The following is a 21,320-nucleotide window of genomic DNA, read 5'->3' as shown; positions in this document are numbered from 1 at the left end:
ATATGAAAAGAATGAAACCAATAAAATACCCAACTTTATAATACGGATTCATATGGTCAATTTACAAACAGTAAGGAAAATTGCATTGTCACTAGAGGGCACTATAGAAATGCCGCATTTTGAAAAGACCAGTTTCAGGTTGAAAAAAAAGATCTATGCAACCATGGACGAAAAACAGCAGGTGGTAACCATTAAGCTCAATGAAATTGACCAGAGCATTTTTGTTGCAATTGATAAAGGAATGATCTACCGGGTGCCAAATAAATGGGGGCTACAGGGATGGACCATCATTGATCTGAAAAAAGTAAATGCTGAGCTTCTGAAAGACGCTTTGGAAAAAGCCTGGCAAACGCTGAAAGGTGCTTAACTTCTTTCATTAAAGAATTCATGCATAAACAGCAATTGGTATTTAACTGCCTGTTGCCAGTAAGGCCAATTGTGTACACCCGGTCGCACTATATAATCATGCGGAATATTACGGTATAAAAGTTGGCGGTGCAGGTTTTCATTAACCTCATAAAAAAAGTCACCGGTACCACAATCAATTATGAGTTTTAATGATTTTGGCGGAATAAGGTGCAGCATATTTATCACTGTATGCTTCTCCCACTGTTCGGATTGAAGAGAATATTCACCTAATCTTTTCGCCATATCCCAGTTATGAGGAAAAGGTCGGATATCCACTCCGCCACTCATACTTCCTGCAGCACCAAATACAGACTGGTGGCGTATTGCAAGATAAAGAGCACCATGGCCACCCATGCTAAGTCCGGTGATGGCACGCCCTTTACGATCTTTAATGGTTTTGTATTTAGCATCGATCCATTCAACCAATTCATTCGATATATAGGTTTCGTATTTAAAAGTGGTATCAATTTTACTATCCCAATACCAGCTTCCGAAACCACCATCCGGGCAAACGATCATCATGTTAAACTGATCTGCCAGCTTCTCAAATCCGGGTGCCTTGGTTATCCAGCCGGCGTAATTGTCGCTGTAGCCATGAAGAAGGTAAACAACCGGCAATTCCTTGATGCTGTTATAACTATTTGGACGGATAACAACAGCCTTGATCTCCTTTTTCATGGAAGGGCTATAGGTAATAACGGTATCAACAATAGCGCAGTTTCCGGAATTAAATGCAAGGAGAAAGATAATTAACGAGCAAAATAATTTCACGGCTTTGTTTATTTGTTTGTGAACGAATATACTGATGACATTTATAAACGCGACTTTAGCAAGGCGGAAAACATTGTATCAGCCTTTTGGTCATAACCTTTCAATGTACGCGAGCTGATCAGTTCAAGGTTAAATTTATCTTGAAGGAATTGAACATTTTCTTCGTTCTCATTTCGGAAAACAGAGCAGGTAATATAAAGGAAATAACCGCCGGGCAGAAGTTTAGGAATTGCATTAGAGATGATCTTTTTTTGCAGGGCGCTATATTCATTTATGGAGGAAGCATTAAAATAATATAGTTGTTCTGGATTACGGCTCCAGGTGCCACTACCTGTACAGGGTACATCCGCAATGATCAGATCCTGTAAAGGCAGCAGGTTATATTTCTCGCCGATCTGTTTTGCGGAGCTAAGTGAAAGGTCAGCAACAAAGCCATCGTAGGAGTAAATGCCGGCCTGCTTAAAGCGCTGAAAGAGGTTCTGCAAGATTGAGGAGCGTATATCTGTGACAGTAAAAGTCATTCCCGGCATACGATCAAAGGCAAGCATTGTTTTTCCACCACTTGCTGCACAACAATCCCAAACCACGGCATCCTCTTTACTTAAAATGTCTGTTGCCACGAGGTCAATCATTTCACCTATACGCTGAGAATTGAGATCCTGAACTACCACCTCTTTGTTCAATTCAAAATGATCTTCAACCTTAAAACCGTTTGGCAATCGGAGGGTATTTTCAAATTCGATATTAAAGGGAATGGCAAGTTGTTCCAGTTTCCTTATGATCGATTTTTTATAGCCGGGTCTTATGCGTAGAAACAGATCTGGCTGTACGAGATGCGATGCTGAAAAAGCTTCAGCATCAATGCCTTCGCTTAGCATATCAGTCCAAGGAAATATGTTTAACCGAAGGGATGAGAGTTTCTCATTCAGGGGCAGGCTTGCTTTTTCATTATATTCTTCGTGAAGTGCTGCAAGTAAAGGATTTGGTTCATCAGAACAAAGATAGAGTGCCAGAAGTAATCGTTCTTCTGCTACCATATCTCTGCAGGCATGGCCGAGCCGGAACCAGCAATAACAAAGCTGCGCGATCTGTTTACGATCGCGCGAGCCATGTTTTTTATTTGTACTGAAATAGTTCTTAAGGAAATGTACAAAAGGCATCTCGCCTTTGTAGGTGTGCAGCAACTGAATAGCTGTATTTAGATGTGCCCTTGCAAACATTATACTTCGAGCAAGGTCTTAACCGGGTCCTTACCAAAGAGAAGTAGTTCAGGAGTTTCCAGCAACTCTTTCACACGAACAAGGAAACCAACGGATTCGCGACCATCAATGATGCGGTGATCATAACTCAGTGCCAGGTACATCATTTGTTTCACCACTACCTGTCCATTTATAGCCATTGGTCTTTCCTGAATCTTATGCATTCCCAGGATAGCTGATTGTGGTATATTGATTATTGGTGTACTCATAAGTGATCCGAAAACACCACCATTGGTGATTGTGAATGTACCTCCGGTCATCTCCTCCATGGTGAGCTTATTGTCGCGCGCTTTTGTTGCAAGCTCCACCACTTTCTTTTCAATGCCTGCCATACTAAGGCTTTCGGCATTACGGATCACAGGAACTACCAGCCCTTTTGGAGCGGAAACTGCAATAGATATATCACAGAAATCGTGGTAAATGATTGAATCGCCATCGATATATGCATTTACTGCTGGCCATTCCTGCAAGGCATAACAAACTGCCTTTGTAAAGAAACTCATGAATCCAAGATTTACACCGTGGGTTTCTTTGAACTTGTCCTTGTACTTAGAGCGTATTGCCATAACAGGGCCCATATCCACCTCATTAAAAGTGGTGAGCATGGCGGTAGTATTCTTTGCCTCCACCAGCCGGCGTGAAACCGTCTTGCGGAGGTTACTCATCTTCTCGCGCTTTTCATTACGTGTGAACATTTCAGCACCGGGCTTGCGGCCTGGATTATTAAGCGCTTCCATTACATCCTGCTTCATGATCTTACCACCAGAACCACTTGCGCTTACTGATTTGGGATCAACTTTTTTATCAGCGATAATTGCTGCCGCAACAGGACTTGCCTTAATGTCATTCGGAATTGAGGTAACAGGTGCATTGGCTGCAGAAGGCTTTGCACTGGGTTCAGCAGGTTTAGATGCAGGCGCTGTTTCCGCTGATGCAGCCGATGGCACGGCAACATCAGAATTAATTGTAGCAACAACATCTCCTATTTTCAAGGTATCACCTTCTTTGGCAACCGGACTAAGCTGACCAGCTTCTTCTGCATTCAATTCAAAGGTTGCTTTCTCACTTTCCAGTTCACATAATATTTCATCACGCTGTACAAGATCTCCCTCTTTTTTTAACCACTTTACAAGGGTCACTTCAGTGATGGATTCTCCTACTGTAGGAACCTTCATTTCAATAACACCCTTGCCTGCTGCCTTTGCCTGCTCCCCTCCATCTTTAACAGGAACTTTTTCGGCAGTCTCATCCTTTTGAATGCTGGCGGGTTCTGCAGCCTCAGCTTTGGCTGGTTCAGTTGATCCGGCCGGAGCAGCTGCCGATTCATCAATGGAAGCAACGAGATCGCCAATTTTCAAGGTATCACCTTCCTCAGCCTTTGTTACCAATGTTCCGGCACGTTCGGCATTGAGTTCAAATGTTGCTTTTTCACTCTCAAGTTCTGCAATGACCTCGTCACGTTGAACATAAGAGCCATTAGGCTTTAGCCATTTTACGAGGGTCACTTCAGTGATGGATTCGCCTACTGTAGGAACTTTGATATCGATCATACTTTTCAGTTATTGAACTTGAGCTTATTGTTTATTCTTAATTCTTTAGTCTGCACTAAAAATATGCAGCATCATATTCCAAATGCAGTCTCAATGATCTCCGACTGCTCCTGGGTATGAACCTTCATGTATCCGGTTGCAGTAGAAGCACTTGGCTGACGACTGATTACTCCAAAATTAATATTTGCCAGGTTCATTTTCAGGAAGGATGCAGCACCCATATTGAGTGGTTCTTCCTGCACCCAGAACCAGGTGGCTTTATTATATTTCCTGTAAAGATTATCCAGTTGTTTTTGAGGGAGTGGATATAATTGTTCCACTCTTATGATAGCTACATCTTTTACGCCATCTTTATGCTGCTTTGCTGCCAGGTCAAAATAAACCTTACCACTGCAGAATAATACTTTCTTAACGGAAGCTGCATCTCCAACAAATACATCATCAATCACCTCCTGGAACTGACCGCTCGTAAAGGCTGCCTTTTCAGAATAGGAATCAGGCAAGCGAAGGTTTGCTTTTGGAGAGAAATTGATCATTGGTTTGCGGAAGGGCCATTTGATTTGCCGACGCAACGCATGGAAGAAATTGGCTGCTGTAGTGATATTAGTTATCACCATATTCAGCTCTGCACACATTTGCAGGAAACGCTCGAGACGGGCCGAACTATGCTCGGGTCCCTGACCTTCATAACCGTGGGGTAAAAGCATTACCACACCGTTCATTCGATTCCATTTTTGTTCACCTGCAGCAATGAACTGGTCAATCATGGTTTGGGCACCATTACAGAAATCTCCAAACTGTGCCTCCCAGAGTACAAGGGAATTTGGACTGGCAAAAGCATAGCCGTATTCAAAACCAAGTACACCATATTCACTTAGCAATGAATTGAAAATGCGGAACTGTGCCGTTGTGCCTTCAATACGACTGAGCCTGTTATAAGGTTTATCGGTCACTTCATCGCGTAATACTGCATGCCTGTGACTAAAGGTACCTCTGCGAACATCTTGTCCACTCATACGCACATCATGGCCCTCCAGCAACAGGCTGGCATAGGCCATCAATTCACCCGTTGCCCAGTCAAGTTTTCCTTCCTCCCTGAATAAGCGCACCTTATCCTGGATGATCTTTTCAACTTTCTTAAGGGGTTTAAAATCATCAGGCCATTGCATTATGGCATCAAATAATTTATCGAATGCCTCTACAGTAATTGCTGTACTATCAGGGCTCCTGTCAAAATCTGTTTCCACAGCACGACGCAAGCTTTTCCAGGCCAATTCAGGCTGCTGATATTTATATGGAAGAGGATTCTGTTTTACTTCATCGAGCCGCTCCTGAAGATCAGCCCAGAACTTTTTCTCCATTTCCTGTGCTAATCCGCGGGCATTTTCATTTCCATCTTCCATCAGGAAGTGCGTATACACTTCACGTGGGTTTTGGTGCTTATCGATCAATGCATAGAGTCCGGGCTGGGTGAACTTTGGATCATCACCTTCATTATGACCATGGCGACGATAACAAACCATATCAATAAAAATATCGGAATTGAATTGTTGGCGATATCGGGTGGCGATCTCTACGCATTTTACTACTGCTTCAGCGTCATCCCCATTAACGTGGAGTACAGGAGCCTGAACTGTTGCAGCAAGAGAAGTACAGTAATCAGAACTGCGTGCATCATCAAAATCGGTAGTAAATCCAATTTGGTTATTGATAACAAAATGTATGGTGCCACCAGTATAATAACCTTCCAGCTTGCTCATCTGAAGTACCTCATATACGATCCCCTGTCCTGCTATAGAGGCATCTCCATGGATAAGTATCGGTAATATCTGGTCATAATTACTGTTGTAAAGAATGTCTGCCTTCGCACGCGCCAATCCCACAACTACTGGATCAACAGCTTCAAGATGTGAGGGGTTTGGTGCGAGTTTAAGGTGAACTGTTTTGCCTTCATCTGTTTTTACATCAGAGCTATACCCCATGTGGTATTTTACATCGCCGCTTCCCATGGTCTGGTCCATAACGGCCGTTCCCTCAAATTCACTGAAAATATGTTCATAGGTTTTGCCGAGTATGTTGGCAAGGATATTAAGGCGACCGCGATGTGCCATACCGATCACCACTTCCTTAACACCCATTGACCCCGCAGTATTGATGATTGCATCCAGTGCCGCAATAGTTGTTTCACCACCTTCAAGGGAAAACCTTTTTTGCCCGATGTATTTTGTATGGAGAAACTTCTCGAATATCACTCCCTGGTTTAACTTCTCCAGAATCCGGCGTCTTTTCTCCAGAGGCAGGTCCTTGGTGAACTCCTTCTCCATGGCATTGGTAAGGAAATCCACTTTGGTCTGATCACTGATATATTTGAACTCGATACCAACATGGCTGGCATAAGCATTCTGCAGATGATTCAGAATATTCCGGAGTTCAGTGGTACCGAGCCCCACCCTATGGCCGGCATGAAATTTCCGGTCGAGATCTGCTTCGGTGAAGCCAAAAAAGGCCAGGTCGAGGTTTGCACCCCGGTCGCGGCGCTTGCGAATTGGATTGGTTTTGGCAACCAAGTGCCCCTTGTTGCGATATCCTAGTATCAGCCTGTAAGCGCTGATCTCCTTCTGAATATCAAAATCAGGCGGAAGGCCAGCCAATGCGGTGGTTCCATTATCAGAAGATGGTCTGACAGCTGGCAGATCACCGTTTATGGCAAAATCAAATCCTTCAAAAAACTTACGGTACTCCGGGTCTACACTGCCGGGATCTTTTACAAAATCCTGATACAGAGACTCTATATATGCCGGGGATGAACTTGTGATAAACGAAAAATCCTTCATATGAGAAGCCCTTTTGGGTCTTATTTTGGGTATGCAAATATCGGGGAAAAGATGGAGAAGTTTGCCCAAATCGCATAGCATTACTCAGTCCTGGAGTCAATAGAAAAAAATCAAGGTTTTATTTTGTTGTTCCATCTATGCTCGCTACCTTTGCCGTCCTAAATTTTGAAGAATGGCAAATCATAAGGCTACCAAAAAAGATATGCGTCAGGCTGCCAAGCGTCGTGACAGAAACCGTTACCACGGTAAGACTACACGTAACGCAATCCGCGACCTGAAGGCATTGGATGAAAAGAAAGCAGTTGAAGAGGGCATGCCCAATGTAATAGCTATGATTGACAAGCTGGCCAAGCGTGGAATCATCCACAAGAACAAGGCAAGCAACCTGAAGAGCAAGCTTGCTAAGCGCGTCAATAATATGGCTCCAGCCCAGTAATTGGTATTCTGAACATCTTTCCTTAATAATATTAGGGTACTGTCTTTGACAGTACCTTTTTTTGTTGGGTCGTATGCTGTCGTCTGGGTGGTTCATTACCAAGCATTTATACTAAATTGCCAGACCAATAACTAAAGCATGCGAAAAATTTTATTCCGCCGGAATCTCCTCTTCTACTCAGTTTTTCAGATCATTCTGCTGTTCAACTTCCCCATTGTTTCATACGCGCAGGTACCTCTTACAATTTATGAGGAAACCAATGGGAAGCACACCGCTACATACTTCCAGGTAATTGATTTTTACCAAAAGCTTGATGAACTCTCGACCAGGGTCCAGATGCAGAGCATGGGAACAACCGATGCAGGATATCCCTTGCACCTGGTATTATTCAGTAATGACGGGAAATTTGATCCGCGACGCTGGCAATCTGGCAACAAGGTGGTGATCCTGATAAATAACGGCATTCATCCCGGTGAACCCGATGGAATTGATGCCAGTATGATGTGGGTTCGTGATCTGGTTACTGGCCGTAAAAGGATTTCGGATAGTGTGGTTTTAGCTTTTATCCCGGTTTATAATATTGGCGGGGCTCTTAACCGAAGTGCATTTTACCGGGTTGACCAGGATGGACCGGCAGAATTCGGCTCCCGAGGAAATGGCCAGAACCTCGACCTTAACAGGGATTTCATAAAGGCCGACTCTCGTAATGCACGGAGTTTCGCTGTAATCTATCAATACCTCAAGCCGGACATATTCATTGATAACCATGTTAGTAATGGTGCTGACTATCAGCATATTATGACGTTGATCAGTTCGCAGCATAATAAATTGGGAGGCAGGTTGGGTGAGTTCATGAATAAGCAATTTGAACCATCCATATACCTGATGATGAAAGAAAGGGGTTATGACCTTATACCCTATGTAAATGCGTTTGGTGATACCCCTGAAACGGGCTGGCCCGAATTCCTGGAAGGCCCCCGCTATAGTAGCGGATACGCAACCCTGTTCAATAGTTTTGCTTTTGTTCCGGAAACCCATATGCTTAAACCTTATCCCCAGCGCGTAGACGCTACTTATGCCCTTATGGAATGCTTTGAACGCTATGCGGCTGCCAATGCGGATACTATCCGGCAAATAAGGAAAATGGCCCAGGAGGAGCAACTCAATCGCAGCGTGTTCCCGGTACAATGGGTACTCGACCGTTCAAGGTTCACTGAGATAAGTTTTAAAGGATATGAGGCAGGCCGTAAACCAAGTGCAGTATCGGGGCTTCCACGGCTTTATTATGACAGGAACAAGCCATTTGATAAGAAAATTAAATTCTATAACCAATATGTGGCCTCGGTAGAAGTTTTGGCCCCCAAGGCCTATATAATTCCGCAAGGTTGGTGGAAAGTAATTGAACGCTTACAGGATAATGGTGTAAAAATGGAGCGACTTCAGCGGGATACGATATTGGAGGTGGAAGCATTAATGATAAATGAAAACAAAGTTTCAACACGTGCATTTGAGGGGCATTACCTGAATAGTTCGGTTAAGGTTAGCCGAAAGCTGATCAAAAAATCTTTTAGAAGAGGAGACTGGCTGATCCAAACTGCCCAACCCGCAAAAAGGTTTCTCGTGGAAGTGCTTGAACCGGAAGCAATGGATTCTTATTTTACGTGGAACTTCTTTGACCCGATACTATCCCAAAAGGAAGGATTTAGTTCGTATGTTTTTGAAGATACGGCAGAGAAACTGCTGGCAGAAAATCCACAGCTGAAAATGCAATTGGAAGAAAAGAGGACCACCGACACCAGTTTTGCCCGGAATGCCTACCAACAACTGGATTTTATATTCAAAAATTCACCTTATGCGGAGCCTGATCATAATCGTTACCCTGTATTCCGGTTGCTGAACTAACAAGATAATTTTAACAGCCGCCGCCATAGGGAAGGCCTGCAGTTTCGTAATTTTGCGCAATTGCTTCAAGTTATGAAACGAATCCACCACATGATACCATGCCTTTTATTGGGAGTGATGCTTCTTGCAGGGAAAGCTGACCTATACTCACAGATGGCTATTGATGTGGAGCATAATTCCTGGCATCCAATCACTAAAATGCGCGATTCCGGCAAGTTGAAAAAAGGAATTCCAGATGGTGAATGGAAGGGATGGTATGCCAATGGCTCGCAGCGATATCTGAGAACATATAGTCACGATAAATATGAACGCCTTCGTCAGGAAGTGAAAAAGCATCCCCGTTTTATTTTTATCCCCCTTGCGATCGAAGCAAAAAATGATCGCCGCAAACTTGACCTTGCTACTAATGCAAATTATTCCATTGCTTCGGCGCCATTCGAAAAATGTCTTCATGATGGTTTATACATCAACTACTCGGAAGACGGAATGATGCTGGATTCTGGTTATTACAAGTATGGCCTACGGGAAGGCCATTGGGAAGAATGGAATTCCACGGAACAAACACGCCTTTCGGGAGCTTATCGTCATGGCAGGAAAACAGGAAGCTGGACTGCTACTGATAAAACAGGAAAAACCAGGTCCATCCTGCAATACAACAGGAAAGGAGAACTGGTTCACCAGAAATTCTATGAATGATATTATTAGCTGGACTTATTGGTTAATCGACCTTCTTTACATTTCCACTGCCCCTGATATTACTTTTGACAGAAGGGTTTCCTTTGTAACTAACATCACCACTACCCATAACCGAAATATCGAGTGAACGGCTAGCTTCAACACTGGCGTTACCACTTCCTTTTATCTCTATAGATGCCGTCTCTGTTTTAAGATCAATTGCTTCCAGGTTACCACTGCCAGCACTTTCCATTTTAATGCTGCGCGTTTGCCCTGAAACCTTTACGTTTCCACTACCATAGGAATACAATTCGAGATCAGGACATTGTACCTGAACGTTAATATCCCCACTACCTTTTGTTCCCATCTCCATACCAGTGCTATCGGTAATAACAGATTCACTATTGATGTTACCGGAACCAAGGGTGTAGACGGATTCAAAATCAGGCGAGGTAACTATAATATTAACCTCACGGGTAGGCCTCAGGTTAAATCCTTGTTCGCTGCGGATCACAATTGTATTCCCTTCAATATTTGTTTCAATATGCTGAAGGATATTATCTTCCCCTTCCAGAAATACCTCATGGCGGGGACCATTTTTAATTACGATATTAAAAGATCCCTTTTGTTCTAGTTTAGAAAATTCACCGGGTGTTCGTGTAGTTGTTGTTGTGTTGCCGTTGCCTTTTACCTTTTTACCAAAATTGTAAACACAGGAAGAAAGGAACAGTGATAAAGCGATCAGAATAAAGTTTACGGTTCTCATTTATGCAGGTTTTGTATTTGATTAGACTACCGGTCGCAAATTAAGTTACAATAAATAAAAAAAATCTGATCTGCCTATAGGTCTGTAACTGGTTTATACCTGGGAACAAGCCACTTCATTACAGTCCATGCTACCAGGTAAGCTATTGAACAGATGGCAAACATAATAGTATAACCGGTTTCAATTTTTCCGAGAGATTTATAATGATCAAAAATGGCCCCACCCAGTTTAGTAACAAGTACACCACCCAGTCCCCCAGCCATCCCTCCTATTCCAACCACTGAACCAACAGCCTTAGCAGGAAACATATCTGAAACAGTGGTAAAAATATTGGCGCTCCAGGCCTGGTGAGCAGATGCACCAATGCCAATTAGTAATACCGGCATCCAATAGGATACCTGTCCCAGGGGCTGGGCTGCAAGAACCACCAGGGGTATTATGGCAATCAGCAGCATGGCCTTCATTCGCCCATCATAGGGCTCGAAACCTCTTTTAATAAAATACATGGGAAACCACCCACCTCCGATACTACCGAACATGGTCATGCTGTATAGTATGGCCAATGGTAACATGATAGCAGTTCCGGTCATTTGGTATTGATCATTAAGATAAGCGGGGAGCCAGAATAAGAAAAACCACCAAACACCATCTGTCATGAACTTACCGAATGCAAATGCCCAGGTCTGCCTGTAGCCCAGAAGTTTGAACCAGGGGATACTGGAATACTTTAACTCAGTTGTTTGAACAGACTGGCCTTCATTAATATAATTACGTTCAGCCTCTGTAAGCCTTTTCTGTTTTTCGGGTTTCTCATAGGCATAAAGCCAGAAAAACAGCCATATAAAACCGAGGGCGCCAATACCCAAGAAAGCAGCTTCCCAACCCCATTTTACTGCAATCCAGGGAACAGTGAGCGGCGCAAGTATGGCCCCCACTGTAGTTCCGGAGTTGAAAATGCCGGTTGTTAGGGAACGTTCTTTCTTTGGAAAATATTCAGCTGTTGCTTTAATGGCAGCAGGAAAATTACCCGCCTCACCAATTCCGAGCAATGCACGGGAAAACATAAATCCTGCAACAGACACAGATACAGCTCCTATTCCCACCCAGGCAATTAAACTTACGATGCTTTGTCCGATCGGAATAGCCAGGGCATGAACCATTGCAGCAAGTGACCATATGATAATGGCCCATGAATAGCCCGACTTAGTTCCTAACCTGTCAATAATTCTTCCTGCAAAAAGCATGGATACTGCATAGGTGAACTGGAACACTGATGCAATATTTGCATAATCGGTATTGCTCCAACCGAATTCTAGTTCCAGTGCAGGCTTAAGCAGACTGAGCACCTGGCGGTCGAGATAATTTATAGTGGTCGCAAAAAAAAGAAGCATGCAGATGGTCCAGCGATACTTACCTATTAAAGCAGGCTGTTCAAGAGGTGCCGTTGACTGCATGTGATGGTTTTTATTATTTAATTTATACTTAATCCTAGCGCACAATTTTAAGCAGTTCGATCGCTTTATTTGCAAGGCTGCCAATTTCATTAAAGTTGCGATCGGCCAGCAACTCTTTACTGATCATTTTACTACCTATACCCACTGCACATACTCCCGCGGCAAACCACTCACGCAAATTTTTTTCCTGTAACTCAACTCCTCCCGTTGGCATAAAAAGCAAGTCAGGAAATATATCTTTCACTACAGCTATGAATCCTGGTCCCAGAATATTACCGGGAAATATTTTCACCATTTTCGCACCTGCATTTTCTGCCAGCAAAATTTCAGTTGGAGTCATGCAACCCGGGATCCATAATGTTCCTGAATTAAGTGCCATCTCCCCTACTTCAGGTATCATTGCAGGGGAAATTATATAGTCAGCTCCTGCATCCAGAAAATTCAGTGCCTCGCTTTTTGATTTGATAGTACCTATACCAAGGATCATTCCTGGCCATCTGATTGATCGCTCTCTGGAAAGTGCCTTGAAGTTGTTTAGGGCATGTTCACCACGATTTGTATATTCAATTGTGCGGATGCCACATTTATATAGAATATCTACCACTGAAATGCTTACCTCCTGGTCCTTATCATAGAAAAGAGGGAGAAATCCCTGATCGCAAATGAGATTAATAATTGAATTTGACTTCATTTACAAGTGGTTGATTTTTTAAAACTGATTAGGATTTTTGGAACAAATTATTAGCTGTGAGCTTGAAGTTGGCCTGGTTTACCCAATTGCTGACCTTATCAGTGAATCCCGGTAACTTATTCAGATCTGTACCCCACAATGCCAAATTACCGAGTATTGCTTTAACGATTTCATTTTTGTTATCCTTCCAGTGCTTTGCAAAGATGGCTGCATTATCATCATTTATTGGATAATCAACCATTTCCCACTTTCCAGTATACCCATTACCGGTAGATCCGGATCTCATAAACAGAATATGTGCAGCAAATCCACATGCAATCAGGTCAGGTACATTATTAAACCGTATCATGTATTCCTGCAATACTGGTAGAACGCGGGTTTTAAGCTTTGAACTGTATTGGAGTGTTATATTGATCCACTTATGATCAATATAAGGATTCCTGAAACGGTCCAGTACCTGATCAGCAAACTCATTGGCTTCTTCGAGGGAGATATCATCACCAATAATGGAGGGGATAATTTCCTGATTCATTATGTCCTGAATTAGTTTGCGCATGTGCTCATTTTCCATGGCATCTTTTACCGTTTCTATTCCGTTAAGAACGGCAATACCACAAACAAGTGAGTGGGTAGCATTCAATAGTCTAAGTTTTAATTCGCGGAACTTCCGAATATCGGGGGCAATAATAACGCCTTTGTCAACCTGGCTAAAGCTTAGAGTATCTTTCACAATTGCCAAGTCGGCAGCAATTGCCCAGAGACCATACACTTCGGATACAACCAAAAGTTCATCACGGTATCCAAGCAATTGTTCTTCTCCGGCCATGTGTTGACCATCAGGTTTGCCAGGTACAATACGGTCTACCAATGAGTCACAGAAATGATTATGGGCAATCAGCCAATTGAGAAATTCATCCTCCATTTGATTCAATTGTGCCAGTGTGAGAATTATCTCTCTAAGTTTCTTCCCATTCTCAGGAATTAACTCAGTTGGAATGATGACCATGCCTTTATGAGGGTTACCCTGAAAAAAATGATACCGACGGTAAAGAAAAGCAAGGAGTTTTCCTGGGAATGACTTCGGAGGAGAATTAATTATTTTATCTTCTGCATCCAGCACCAGACCTATTTCGGTAGTATTTGATATTAGCAGTTCCATTGCGGGGTTCTCAGCACAGGCAAGAACAGCCTCCCAATCTTTTGATGCCGATAATACGCGGCTGATAGAAGCATTGATAATTGTTTTTTCAACATGCATACCATTTTCTATGCCCATCAATTTATGGGTATACAATGAATCCTGGCGCTGAAATGATTCGGTTGACCCCAAGTCGGTAGTTTTGACAACCACAATCCTCCCATTAAAAATTCCACTCTTATTAGCCTTATCTATATAATAATCCGGGAGCGCACGCAATAACACACCTGTCCCGAACTGGAGAACTTTTTCAGGTAATTCAAATATCTCCTTTCCCGGCATTTCAATCCATTCCGGAATACTTCCCTCCGGCATTGATCTTGAAAGAATATTTTGCATGATGGTAGATTATATGAAAGCAGTTATCTGTTACAATATCGGAAACAAATCCTAGCAGAGTATTCATCTTAGGCAACTCCGGTTCCACAAACCTCAGCCGGAGATATTATCTTTGCGGCACCATGACAGAAAAAATACTCATATTAGATTTTGGCTCTCAATATACACAATTGATAGCCAGGGCTGTGCGTGAAGCGAATGTTTATTGCGAGATCATTCCTTATCATAAACCATTCGAAATAGATCCGTCCCTAAAAGGAATTATTCTCTCGGGTTCACCATTTTCAGTGAATGATGAGAATGCTCCGGATGTTGATATCCGTTTTCTGAGTGAAAAGTTGCCGGTATTAGGCGTTTGTTATGGAGCACAGTTAACGGCAAAAAAATTTGGCGGAAGAGTTGAGAAGAGTGATAAACGTGAATATGGCCGGGCATTTATGAGAACCATTAAAGAAGACGTTATACTTAAAGGAATATCAACGCCATCACAGGTTTGGATGAGTCATGGCGACAGCATCCGCGAACTGCCAGACGGGTTTGAGTTGCTTGCTGATACGGAATCTATTCCCGTTGCTGCATTTAAAAAATCTTCAGGAAGTGAAATTTTATATGCTGTTCAGTTTCACCCTGAAGTATACCATTCCATAGAAGGTAAAAAACTCATTCGCAATTTCCTTGTGGAGATATGCGGATGTTCTCAGGATTGGACGCCTGCACATTTTATAACAGATACAGTGGAGGCTCTTAAGAAACAGATTGGAGACCGCAAAGTGATCATGGCACTGAGTGGCGGGGTTGACAGTACAGTAGCGGCAACCCTTATCCACCGCGCAATTGGAGATAATCTCTATGGTATTTTTGTAGATAATGGTGTATTGAGAAAAGGGGAATATGAGCAGGTACTTAAAACTTACAAAGACAACCTGCATCTTAATGTGAAGGGCATAGATGCAAAGGATACTTTCTATCGGGAACTGGCTGGCAAAACCGATCCTGAAGAAAAAAGGAAAGTGATCGGAAAGCTTTTTATTGATGTGTTCCAGGAAGAAGCCGCTAAAATTGAGGGTATTGGCATGCTTGGACAAGGAACAATTTACCCGGATGTGATTGAAAGTATTTCAGTGCATGGTCCTTCGGTAACCATCAAAAGTCATCATAATGTAGGCGGCCTTCCGGAAAAAATGCATCTGGGATTGGTAGAACCACTGCGTTACCTTTTCAAGGATGAGGTGCGGAGGGTTGGCAGGGAACTGGGTATTCCGGATGAATTACTTGATCGTCACCCTTTTCCCGGTCCGGGGTTGGCAATACGCATTCTTGGTGAGATCACAGAAGAAAAAGTTAAACTCTTGCAGGATGCTGATCATCGATACATCTCAGGGCTCAAAGAACACAACTTATATAAAACAGTATGGCAGGCTGGCGCAATCCTGCTTCCGGTGAAGAGTGTGGGGGTTATGGGAGATGAACGCACCTACGAATATACGGTTGCATTGAGGGCGGTAACTTCTGTAGATGGGATGACTGCCGATTGGGCTCATCTCCCCTATGATTTTCTGGCACACATTTCGAATGATATCATTAACAATGTTCGGGGAATCAACCGGGTAGTATATGATATTAGTAGTAAGCCGCCGGCCACCATCGAATGGGAATAAAAGAACAAACCGTTAGATAATGAGGTTTACCAAATGGATTTTTTTATTGGCAGGAGTTATTTTTACCAGCTTTGCTATCAGTTCAAAAGCTCAGGATTCAGCTATAGTTAATTTACCGGACACACTGAAAGCGGTTAAGACCAAAAAGCCTGTTTTAACCATATTATTGCCTTTGTATCTTGATTCAGCTTTTGATGCAAGTGGCCAATACCGTTATGGAAAACAATTCCCACGCTTTATGCTTCCGGGTTTAGAATTCTATGAAGGTGTTCAACTCGCAATTGATTCACTAAAGAAAGAAGGTGTTGTTTTGGATGTAAATATAGTTGACACCCGATCGAGCCAAAGTTTAGGAAAGATTTTAGCGCAACCTGCCGTTAAGAATGCCGATTTATTACTTGCACATATCAGTTTTAATGAATTGAAACCACTGGCAGAATTTGCAAATGATGAAAAACTTCCTTTTATCAATGTGAATCTGCCCAATGACGGAGGTGTTACCAATAATCCGTATATGGTAATCCTTAATAGCACGTTGCAATCGCATTGTGAGGGTATATATAATTTTCTGCAAAGAAATTACAGCAAGGGCCCAATTGTGGTATTCCGAAAGGCAGGAGCGCAGGAAGATAGGTTAAAGGCCTATTTCAGTGATGTGGAAAAAGCAACTATGGGCACAGCATTGAAGCTCAAATACGTAACCTTACCTGATGGGTTTACCGAGGCCCAGCTAAAAACACACCTGGACAGTAATCGCATAACGATGGCGGTTGCTGGTAGTCTTGATGAAGGATTTGCGCGGCATCTTGCCACACATCTTGCTACGCTTAACAAGACCTATCCCGTACAGGTTATGGGAATGCCTACCTGGGATGGAATAAGAGATCTTGACAAGAAAGAATACAAGGATCTCGAAATATTTTATTCCATTCCGTTCAATCCCGTACGTACAGATGCGTTGAGCGAATCAATTGGCAAGCATTTCAAAGACAATTTATATTCAAGGCCGAGCGACATGGTGTTCAGGGGTTTTGAAACCATGTACCGTTTTGGCAAACTGCTTGAGGAGCAGGGTCCCAATATCAGTTCCAGCCTCGGTGAGAAAAAATTTAAGGTATTTACCGACTTTGATATACAGCCAGTATTGCTTGATAACCAGAAGCAACAACTCGATTATTTCGAAAATAAAAAGCTTTACATTATCAAGAAGCTAAATGGTGCTGTGCAGACTGTGTTTTAACAATCTTACCGCAATCTAGGATCCGTTGCGAACCTAAGCTCGAACATGTATGTGGCGTTGATGTTGTAAATGCCTTAAAGAATTCAATCGCCAGGTAAATGAATCTCATAACTTTCACAGAAGCGGGATTATTTTGCGAAGTAGGTCAATTTTATATTGACCCCTGGAAGCCCGTTGATCGTGCCGTTATCACGCATGCCCATAGTGATCATGCACGATATGGATCCAAGCATTACTTGTGCCATACTTATACAAAGCCTTTACTTGAGTTAAGACTGGGGCCGGGTAATTATCAGGCAATTGATTGGGGGGAAAGAATCAGCATCAATGATGTATATGTTAGTCTGCACCCTGCGGGCCATATTATTGGTTCATCACAGGTAAGAATTGAATATAAGGGGGAAGTTTGGGTATTCAGCGGCGATTACAAGACAGATAATGATGGTATAAGTGGTCAATTTGAGGCCATTCCCTGTCATACTTTTATTACAGAATCCACATTCGGACTTCCAATTTATAAATGGGAAAAGCAGGAAACCATTTATGAAGAAATCCGTAAATGGGTGACACAAAACAGGGAAGATGGATTCAGTTCCGTGTTACTTGCTTATAGCCTGGGAAAAGCACAAAGAGTAATTAATGCACTCGAGCAAAACCAAAATATATATGCACACGGCGCTATTTGCAATTCGCAGCAACTATTGATACAGCAGGGCTGGGAACTCCCTTCGGTACAGCGAATTTCTGTTGATACAGAGAAGTCTGCCTTAAAAAATTCTATTGTGATCGCCCCTCCCAGTGCGGATGGCAGTAGCTGGATGAAAAGATTTTCCCCTTATCGTGTGGGTGTTTGCAGTGGTTGGATGCAAGTGCGGGGTAATGTAAGGAGGAGAAATGTTGATGCGGGATTTGTTTTGAGTGATCATGCCGACTGGGATGGATTAATATCAGCCACAACTGCAACAGGGGCAGAAAAAGTATATGTTACACATGGATTTCAATCAGCTTTTTCAAGGTATCTCAATGAAAAAGGCATTGAAGCTTATGAAGTTAAAACGGCCTATGGTCAGGAAGAAGAAGATGAAGGCAAAGAAAACAAAATTGATACACCATGAATGGTATGTCATTATTTGCGTTGCTTGTACAGGTGTTGGGAACTTCCACTAAAACCAATGATAAACTGGATGCATTGGTTAACTATTTTGGTCAGGCATCACCTCACGATAAAATTTGGGTGATCGCCCTGTTTAGTGGCAGACGACCTAAAAGAGCAGTAACCAGTACTCTGCTTGCGGCATGGTGCCGTGAAAAGGCAGACATGTCACAGTGGCTATTTGAAGAATGTTATCATACTGTGGGGGACCTTGCCGAAACAATTGCCTTATTATTACCTGATATTGAGAGAGGCATTAATCCCCACTCCCTCTCCTATTACCTCGAAAAGCTTATTGATCTTTCACAAAACTCTGAGGCTGATAAGAAATCATTCATAGTGGAGAGTTGGGAGCAACTTAACCGCCAGGAGAAGTTCGTATTCAATAAACTAATTACAGGAGGGTTCCGGATTGGTGTATCGCAGCAGATCATTGTACAGGCTTTAGCCCGAACGGTTTCGCTTGAAACTACTCTTATAACCCACCGTATCAGTGGCAAATGGGATCCAATGGCCACTTCCTTTGAAGAATTGCTTGGCAGTGATCTGGCGTCAACTGACGATTCCAAACCTTATCCATTCTTTCTTTCCTATGCGCTTGAGCAATTACCGGAAGAACTGGGTTCGCATGAGGAGTGGCAAGCAGAATGGAAATGGGATGGCATCAGGGGGCAATTAATTAAAAGGAATGATAAGCTCTTTGTGTGGAGCCGGGGGGAAGAACTTATAACTGATAAATTTCCCGAGTATGATGGACTGCTTAATACCCTGCCAAATGGAATTGTTATTGATGGCGAAATAATGCCTAGCCGGGATGGACAACCTTTACCATTCGCATTATTACAAACAAGAATTGGCCGTAAAAATGTTTCCAGGAAACAACTACTGGAAGCACCGGTTACTTTTTTTGCTTATGATTTACTTGAAGTTGACGGAAATGACATCCGATCTTATTCACTTTCTGACAGGCGAAAACATTTAGAAACAATTGTAAAAACTATTAATAACCCGGCATTATTAATATCACGAATTATTGACTTTGATAACTGGAATGATTTAAAAATTCTACGCGATTCATCACGCGAAAACGGAGCGGAAGGATTGATGTTAAAACGCCTCTCATCCGCCTACCAGGTTGGTCGTAAACGCGGAGATTGGTGGAAATGGAAAATTGATCCACTTACAATAGATGCGGTGCTGGTATATGCGCAGAAAGGACATGGGCGAAGAAGTAACCTTTATACAGATTATACTTTTGCAGTTAAAGACGGAGACAAGCTTGTAACATTCACCAAGGCTTATTCGGGCTTAACAGATAAGGAATTTGCCCAGGTGGATGCTTTTGTGAAAAACAATTCACTGGAGAAATTCGGTCCGGTGCGAACCGTAAAGCCCGCGCTTGTGTTTGAGATTGCGTTTGAAGGTATAGCGGCATCTGCAAGGCATAAAAGTGGAGTGGCACTTCGATTTCCACGTATGTTGCGTTGGCGTCATGATAAAAATGTGGATGATATAAACACTCTCGAAGATCTGAAAAGAATGCTTGAGATTTATGGAAAATAAAAGTGGTAAATTGAGCTATGCAAATGAAGTACAGAATCTGTGTAGTATTGATGCTTGCCATTGTTGGCATGGTGAATCTGCTTGGAACTGGTAACCCCGCAAGGGATCCTGAGAAGCCTGTTCCAATTCCCGCCTCACCGCAGCGACCCGGTAATGCTGCAAAAGGATATGAATATCTTACCACGGGAGATTATGTGAAAGGGGGTATACCATATGATTTTTTTCTTCTTGGCAAGGGGAAGGAAAAATACAATTACCTTAAGCGCTCAGGCCTGAATGCAAACCTTAGCCATGAATTTACTGCCGTTACAGCGGCTAATGGAGAAAACCTGGTGGCCCCTAATTGTATGCAATGCCATGCACAGGTATTTAATGATAGCCTGGTAATGGGCATGGGAAATAGTTTAATGGATTTTTCTTCGGGGGCTGCACAGCAATTAAACCAAAAAAATGTAAACATGCTTGCCATGATGCTCAAAAACGCATCGCCAGCCAAGTATGAAGCAGCAAAACATTTTCTGGAGGTGACCGGAACAATTGGTCCTTATCTACAGACTGCCACAAGAGGGGTTAATGCGGCTGATCGTCTGGCCGCTGTTCTTGTAGCACACCGCGATCCACTAACATTACAATGGCGCGATTCCGCTATTATGGACATTCCATCTGAAGTAATCCCAAGCGACGTGCCAGCATGGTGGCTCTTAAAGAAAAAGAATGCCATGTTCTATAATGGGTTCGGCAGGGGTGATTTTGGAAGGTTCCTGATGGCATCCAACCTCCTAACGGTGAAGGACAGCGCAGAAGCAGCTTCAGTTGATAGAAAAATCAGTGATGTTCTCGCTTATATATATACGCTGGAACCACCTAAATACCCTGGAAGCATTAATAAGGCATTGTCTGAAAAAGGCAGGATTATTTTCAAAGACAATTGTTCAAAATGCCATGGCAGCTACGGGGAGAAAGAAGAGTATCCTAACCTTCTAATACCCCAATCAGTAATAAAAACAGATTCGGCATTATTCAAAGCCAATTATCAGAACCCGCAGTTTGTAAATTGGTTCAATAACAGCTGGTTTGCCATGGGTGATCATCCTGCCCGTTTAGTGCCTTATAATGGTTATATAGCCCCTCCATTGGATGGGGTTTGGGCTACCGCACCGTACCTTCATAATGGATCTGTTCCTACTATAAACACCTTATTGAACAGTTCGACCCGACCTAGATATTGGGAACGAAATTTTTCCAGACCAGAATATGATTATGAAAATCTGGGATGGAAATATGAATCTAGGGATTCTGCAACTGGCACAACAATTTATAATACTACCCTAAAGGGATATGGCAATTACGGCCATGATTTTGGTGATAAGTTGAGCAAAGATGAGCGATTGGCCGTGATCGAATACCTGAAAACATTGTAAGA

General features: G+C 42.8%; 17 protein-coding genes. 9 read left to right on the top strand and 8 right to left on the bottom strand.

All coding sequences use genetic code 11. The features are described 5' to 3' along the window. Nucleotides 1–52: 52 nt before the first annotated feature. The gene (locus V6M43_RS02020; RefSeq protein ID WP_332732376.1) at nucleotides 53–367 is read left to right on the top strand and encodes an MmcQ/YjbR family DNA-binding protein; all 315 of its coding nucleotides are present in this window, start codon (nucleotides 53–55) and stop codon (nucleotides 365–367) included. Here the strand turns inward: V6M43_RS02020 and V6M43_RS02015 are convergent. The 4 genes from V6M43_RS02015 to V6M43_RS02000 all read right to left on the bottom strand — a co-directional run bounded on the left by V6M43_RS02015 (nucleotide 364) and on the right by V6M43_RS02000 (nucleotide 6,822). Next, nucleotides 364–1,086 carry an alpha/beta hydrolase gene (locus V6M43_RS02015; RefSeq protein WP_332732375.1) on the bottom strand — a complete coding sequence of 241 codons (723 nt, stop codon included), beginning with the start codon at nucleotides 1,084–1,086 and terminating at the stop codon, nucleotides 364–366. The two genes, V6M43_RS02020 and V6M43_RS02015, sit on opposite strands and share 4 nt — an antisense overlap. Nucleotides 1,087–1,220: 134 nt before the next feature. After that, nucleotides 1,221–2,339, bottom strand: coding sequence for an Fmu (Sun) domain-containing protein (locus V6M43_RS02010; protein ID WP_332732374.1), 1,119 nt, complete (start codon nucleotides 2,337–2,339; stop codon nucleotides 1,221–1,223). 59 nt (nucleotides 2,340–2,398) lie between these two features. Next, complete coding sequence (odhB, locus tag V6M43_RS02005) at nucleotides 2,399–3,988, bottom strand: 2-oxoglutarate dehydrogenase complex dihydrolipoyllysine-residue succinyltransferase (protein WP_332732373.1); 1,590 nt, start codon at nucleotides 3,986–3,988, stop codon at nucleotides 2,399–2,401. A 71-nt stretch (nucleotides 3,989–4,059) separates the two neighbouring features. After that, nucleotides 4,060–6,822, bottom strand: a complete 2,763-nt coding sequence (locus V6M43_RS02000) for a 2-oxoglutarate dehydrogenase E1 component (RefSeq protein WP_332732372.1) — start codon at nucleotides 6,820–6,822, stop codon at nucleotides 4,060–4,062. A gap of 172 nt (nucleotides 6,823–6,994) precedes the next feature. Between V6M43_RS02000 and rpsT the strand changes: the two genes are divergently transcribed. The 3 genes from rpsT (at nucleotide 6,995) to V6M43_RS01985 (ending at nucleotide 9,856) form a co-directional block, all read left to right on the top strand. Then, nucleotides 6,995–7,258, top strand: a complete 264-nt coding sequence (gene rpsT, locus V6M43_RS01995; RefSeq protein WP_332732371.1) for a 30S ribosomal protein S20 — start codon at nucleotides 6,995–6,997, stop codon at nucleotides 7,256–7,258. A 138-nt stretch (nucleotides 7,259–7,396) separates the two neighbouring features. After that, the gene (locus tag V6M43_RS01990) at nucleotides 7,397–9,160 is read left to right on the top strand and encodes a M14 family zinc carboxypeptidase (protein WP_332732370.1); all 1,764 of its coding nucleotides are present in this window, start codon (nucleotides 7,397–7,399) and stop codon (nucleotides 9,158–9,160) included. A 72-nt stretch (nucleotides 9,161–9,232) separates the two neighbouring features. Further along, nucleotides 9,233–9,856: a toxin-antitoxin system YwqK family antitoxin gene (locus V6M43_RS01985; RefSeq protein WP_332732369.1), complete on the top strand. Its 624-nt coding sequence runs from the start codon at nucleotides 9,233–9,235 to the stop codon at nucleotides 9,854–9,856. A gap of 22 nt (nucleotides 9,857–9,878) precedes the next feature. On the opposite strand, the gene V6M43_RS01980 is transcribed toward V6M43_RS01985, so the two are convergent. From V6M43_RS01980 to V6M43_RS01965, 4 genes are all read right to left on the bottom strand, one after another. Further along, on the bottom strand, nucleotides 9,879–10,601 hold the full coding sequence (locus V6M43_RS01980; protein WP_332732368.1) for a head GIN domain-containing protein: 723 nt from the start codon (nucleotides 10,599–10,601) through the stop codon (nucleotides 9,879–9,881). 74 nt (nucleotides 10,602–10,675) lie between these two features. Next, entirely contained in the window at nucleotides 10,676–12,055 is a 1,380-nt protein-coding gene (locus tag V6M43_RS01975) for an MFS transporter (RefSeq protein WP_332732367.1), read from the bottom strand. A gap of 34 nt (nucleotides 12,056–12,089) precedes the next feature. Continuing rightward, nucleotides 12,090–12,746 carry a bifunctional 4-hydroxy-2-oxoglutarate aldolase/2-dehydro-3-deoxy-phosphogluconate aldolase gene (locus V6M43_RS01970; protein WP_332732366.1) on the bottom strand — a complete coding sequence of 219 codons (657 nt, stop codon included), beginning with the start codon at nucleotides 12,744–12,746 and terminating at the stop codon, nucleotides 12,090–12,092. Nucleotides 12,747–12,774: 28 nt separating this feature from the next. Further along, entirely contained in the window at nucleotides 12,775–14,283 is a 1,509-nt protein-coding gene (locus tag V6M43_RS01965) for a tagaturonate reductase (protein ID WP_332732365.1), read from the bottom strand. A gap of 122 nt (nucleotides 14,284–14,405) precedes the next feature. On the opposite strand from V6M43_RS01965, the gene guaA reads away from it, so the two are divergent. The 5 genes from guaA to V6M43_RS01940 all read left to right on the top strand — a co-directional run bounded on the left by guaA (nucleotide 14,406) and on the right by V6M43_RS01940 (nucleotide 21,318). Further along, a complete protein-coding gene (gene guaA / locus V6M43_RS01960) occupies nucleotides 14,406–15,941 on the top strand; it encodes a glutamine-hydrolyzing GMP synthase (RefSeq protein ID WP_332732364.1) in 1,536 nt (511 codons plus the stop codon). 19 nt (nucleotides 15,942–15,960) lie between these two features. Further along, the gene (locus V6M43_RS01955; RefSeq protein WP_332732363.1) at nucleotides 15,961–17,181 is read left to right on the top strand and encodes an amino acid ABC transporter substrate-binding protein; all 1,221 of its coding nucleotides are present in this window, start codon (nucleotides 15,961–15,963) and stop codon (nucleotides 17,179–17,181) included. Nucleotides 17,182–17,279: 98 nt separating this feature from the next. Beyond that, entirely contained in the window at nucleotides 17,280–18,296 is a 1,017-nt protein-coding gene (locus V6M43_RS01950; RefSeq protein WP_332732362.1) for a ligase-associated DNA damage response exonuclease, read from the top strand. After that, entirely contained in the window at nucleotides 18,293–19,897 is a 1,605-nt protein-coding gene (locus V6M43_RS01945) for an ATP-dependent DNA ligase (protein WP_332732361.1), read from the top strand. The genes V6M43_RS01950 and V6M43_RS01945 overlap by 4 nt, the downstream gene beginning before the upstream one ends. 23 nt (nucleotides 19,898–19,920) lie before the next feature. Further along, nucleotides 19,921–21,318 (top strand): hypothetical protein, encoded by a 1,398-nt coding sequence (locus V6M43_RS01940; protein ID WP_332732360.1) that lies wholly within the window; start codon nucleotides 19,921–19,923, stop codon nucleotides 21,316–21,318. Nucleotides 21,319–21,320 lie beyond the last annotated feature (2 nt).

Origin of the sequence: Flavihumibacter sp., assembly GCF_036676075.1 — a bacterium.
Taxonomy (GTDB): domain Bacteria; phylum Bacteroidota; class Bacteroidia; order Chitinophagales; family Chitinophagaceae; genus Flavihumibacter.
The sequence above is the reverse complement of the archived record's forward strand: the minus strand, read 5'-3'. Positions and strand labels throughout refer to the sequence as shown.

Bases quoted from the DNA above. Each gene is read 5' to 3' on its own strand.
- V6M43_RS02020 (WP_332732376.1), top strand. From the start codon at position 53: ATGGTCAATTTACAAACAGTAAGGAAAATTGCATTGTCACTAGAGGGC.
- V6M43_RS02015 (WP_332732375.1), bottom strand. From the start codon at position 1,086: ATGAAAAAGGAGATCAAGGCTGTTGTTATCCGTCCAAATAGTTATAAC.
- V6M43_RS02010 (WP_332732374.1), bottom strand. From the start codon at position 2,339: ATGCCTTTTGTACATTTCCTTAAGAACTATTTCAGTACAAATAAAAAA.
- odhB (WP_332732373.1), bottom strand. From the start codon at position 3,988: ATGATCGATATCAAAGTTCCTACAGTAGGCGAATCCATCACTGAAGTG.
- V6M43_RS02000 (WP_332732372.1), bottom strand. From the start codon at position 6,822: ATGAAGGATTTTTCGTTTATCACAAGTTCATCCCCGGCATATATAGAG.
- rpsT (WP_332732371.1), top strand. From the start codon at position 6,995: ATGGCAAATCATAAGGCTACCAAAAAAGATATGCGTCAGGCTGCCAAG.
- V6M43_RS01990 (WP_332732370.1), top strand. From the start codon at position 7,397: ATGCGAAAAATTTTATTCCGCCGGAATCTCCTCTTCTACTCAGTTTTT.
- V6M43_RS01985 (WP_332732369.1), top strand. From the start codon at position 9,233: ATGAAACGAATCCACCACATGATACCATGCCTTTTATTGGGAGTGATG.
- V6M43_RS01980 (WP_332732368.1), bottom strand. From the start codon at position 10,601: ATGAGAACCGTAAACTTTATTCTGATCGCTTTATCACTGTTCCTTTCT.
- V6M43_RS01975 (WP_332732367.1), bottom strand. From the start codon at position 12,055: ATGCAGTCAACGGCACCTCTTGAACAGCCTGCTTTAATAGGTAAGTAT.
- V6M43_RS01970 (WP_332732366.1), bottom strand. From the start codon at position 12,746: ATGAAGTCAAATTCAATTATTAATCTCATTTGCGATCAGGGATTTCTC.
- V6M43_RS01965 (WP_332732365.1), bottom strand. From the start codon at position 14,283: ATGCAAAATATTCTTTCAAGATCAATGCCGGAGGGAAGTATTCCGGAA.
- guaA (WP_332732364.1), top strand. From the start codon at position 14,406: ATGACAGAAAAAATACTCATATTAGATTTTGGCTCTCAATATACACAA.
- V6M43_RS01955 (WP_332732363.1), top strand. From the start codon at position 15,961: ATGAGGTTTACCAAATGGATTTTTTTATTGGCAGGAGTTATTTTTACC.
- V6M43_RS01950 (WP_332732362.1), top strand. From the start codon at position 17,280: ATGAATCTCATAACTTTCACAGAAGCGGGATTATTTTGCGAAGTAGGT.
- V6M43_RS01945 (WP_332732361.1), top strand. From the start codon at position 18,293: ATGAATGGTATGTCATTATTTGCGTTGCTTGTACAGGTGTTGGGAACT.
- V6M43_RS01940 (WP_332732360.1), top strand. From the start codon at position 19,921: ATGAAGTACAGAATCTGTGTAGTATTGATGCTTGCCATTGTTGGCATG.